3 protein-coding genes are annotated in these 2,537 nt (G+C 61.6%); 2 read left to right on the top strand and 1 reads right to left on the bottom strand.

What is annotated here, in order from left to right; genetic code table 11:
- Window positions 1-291 (top strand): ABC transporter permease subunit (locus tag EOD15_RS32585; RefSeq protein ID WP_127320655.1); only part of this gene is annotated, 291 nt, incomplete at its 5' end.
- A 33-nt stretch (window positions 292-324) separates the two neighbouring features.
- On the opposite strand, the gene EOD15_RS32580 is transcribed toward EOD15_RS32585, so the two are convergent.
- The gene (locus EOD15_RS32580) at window positions 325-510 is read right to left on the bottom strand and encodes a type II toxin-antitoxin system HicA family toxin (protein WP_127320654.1); all 186 of its coding nucleotides are present in this window, start codon (window positions 508-510) and stop codon (window positions 325-327) included.
- 555 nt (window positions 511-1,065) lie between these two features.
- On the opposite strand from EOD15_RS32580, the gene EOD15_RS32570 reads away from it, so the two are divergent.
- Window positions 1,066-2,537: sodium/proton-translocating pyrophosphatase (locus EOD15_RS32570; RefSeq protein WP_127409215.1), on the top strand; the 1,472-nt coding region annotated here is incomplete at its 3' end.

The raw sequence follows: 2,537 nt of genomic DNA, 5'->3' as shown, positions 1-2,537 counted from the left end.
GGCATGACCGGTTGGCAAAGGCTCACCAAGGTCGAGCTGCCGCTCAGCGCCCCGATCATTCTCGGCGGCATCAGGCTGTCGGTGGTGATCAGTCTTGCCACCGCGACCATCGGTTCGACAGTCGCCGCAAAGACGCTCGGCGAAGTGATCATCGCCGGGCTATTGTCCAACAATCTCGCCTTCATCCTGCAAGGCGGCCTGATCGTGGCAGCGCTTGCCGTGCTAATCTATGACGGTCTGTCGGCGATCGAGCGCTACACGGCGCGCCGCATGGGCAGAGAGGCCGAATAGTCGACAGTATCTCAGATATCGCGCTCGTTCATTTCAGCCAGCGCTAGGAGATGTCGTAGAAAGTCCGGTTTTGAGCGGTTTATTGGCATGAATAGGGATTGAAAGCCGAACAAGGCTTCCCTGCTTGCCATAGATGTGGTGGCTTCCGGCGATGCGCAAAAGCTTCCAACCTTGCCGTTCGACGGCACGCGCAAATTCCTTGCCGGAAATGGACTTCAAACAGCGATTTCCACGATCCGCCCAGGCTCCGACGTGAATGACAGCGGCTCTACTGAGAGGCAGCCTTCGATCGCTTCACGCAAATTCTGGACAAGTTCTTCCATGGTTTTCGCCCTGGGTCGCGCAACCCGGAATTGCCGGCACCTCTGCCCAGAACCCGCCTTCGTCGGCTTCGTGGATAATAGCTTTGAAATTCATGGGCTAGCTCCGGTTCGATCCTGAAGATGGGCTACCCTACAGGTCTTTGCAAAGAAGCATAGGCGCCGGCGGACGCGTTCACGCTCCACGTGGCTAGCGGATCGGGTGGGAGGAGCTGACAGCTCAGTGCCGCAGCGTCATTTCAATCGATCTAATCAGGCGACATCATTGCCAAGCACGCCGCCGTCTAAACCATTTAGGCGAAAGCCGGGCAAAAACCGAACAATATCTTGACGTTCGCAGCCCTGTTTCGCATACACCGATGCGAAGAGGCGGATTCCGTGCGCGGAATCCGGTCTTTGTCTCAACGGCCCAGGGAGGGGTTCTTTTGGGCCATCAATCGAGGAAAATCCGGCAATGACAATTATTTCCGCCGTCATCGCCTGCGGCCTGCTTTCAATCCTTTACGCCATCTGGGCGACACGTTCGGTCCTTGCGGCCGATCAAGGCAATGCACGCATGCAGGAAATCTCCGCGGCTATCCGCGAGGGCGCACAGGCCTATCTGGCGCGTCAGTACACCACCATCGCCATCGTTGGCGTCGTCGTCCTCGTGCTCGCCTGGTGGCTGCTGTCCATCACCGCCGCGATCGGCTTCCTGATCGGTGCAGTGCTTTCGGGCGCCGCCGGCTTCATCGGCATGCATGTCTCCGTTCGCGCCAACGTTCGTACGGCGCAAGCCGCATCGAACAGCCTCGCTGCCGGCCTCGACATCGCGTTCAAATCGGGCGCCATCACCGGCATGCTGGTTGCTGGCCTGGCCTTGCTCGGCGTGTCGATCTACTACCTCATCCTGACCCACTTCATGGGCCTCCAGCCCAATGACCGCATCGTCATCGACTCGCTGGTCTCGCTCGGCTTCGGCGCATCGCTGATCTCGATCTTCGCCCGTCTCGGCGGCGGCATCTTCACCAAGGGCGCCGACGTCGGCGGCGATCTCGTCGGCAAGGTCGAAGCCGGTATTCCCGAAGATGATCCGCGCAACCCGGCCACGATCGCCGACAATGTCGGCGACAATGTCGGCGACTGCGCCGGCATGGCCGCTGACCTGTTCGAAACCTATGCGGTGACCGTCGTCGCCACCATGGTTCTGGCTGCCATCTTCTTTGGCGGTACCGCCGTTCTGGGTGCGGCCATGCTTTATCCGCTCGCCATCTGCGGCGCCTGCATCCTGACCTCGATCGTCGGCACCTTCTTCGTCAAGCTCGGTTCCAACGGCTCGATCATGGGCGCGCTCTACAAGGGCCTGATCGTCACCGGCCTGCTGTCCATCGTCGGCCTCGGCGTCGCCACCCAGGTCACCCTCGGCTGGGGCGAGATCGGCACGGTCGACGGCATGGTCATCACCGGCAGGAACCTGTTCATCTGCGGCCTCGTCGGCCTCGTGGTGACCGGTCTCATCGTCGTCATCACCGAGTACTACACCGGCACCAACAAGCGCCCGGTCAACTCCATCGCCCAGGCGTCGGTCACCGGTCACGGCACCAACGTCATCCAGGGCCTTGCGGTCTCGCTGGAATCGACGGCGCTGCCGGCGATCGTCATCGTCGGTGGCATCATCTCGACCTATCAGCTCGCCGGCCTCTTCGGTACGGCGATCGCGGTCACGACGATGCTCGGTCTTGCCGGCATGATCGTTGCGCTCGACGCCTTCGGCCCGGTCACCGACAATGCCGGCGGCATTGCCGAAATGGCCGGCCTGCCCAAGGAAGTGCGCCACTCCACCGACGCGCTCGACGCGGTCGGCAACACCACCAAGGCGGTGACCAAGGGCTACGCCATCGGCTCGGCCGGTCTCGGCGCACTGGTGCTGTTTGCCGCGTACTCGAA

Source organism: Mesorhizobium sp. M7A.T.Ca.US.000.02.2.1, assembly GCF_003996995.1.
In the GTDB taxonomy this organism is placed as follows: Bacteria; Pseudomonadota; Alphaproteobacteria; order Rhizobiales; family Rhizobiaceae; genus Mesorhizobium.
This window is presented reverse-complemented; position numbering and strand designations above follow the sequence as displayed.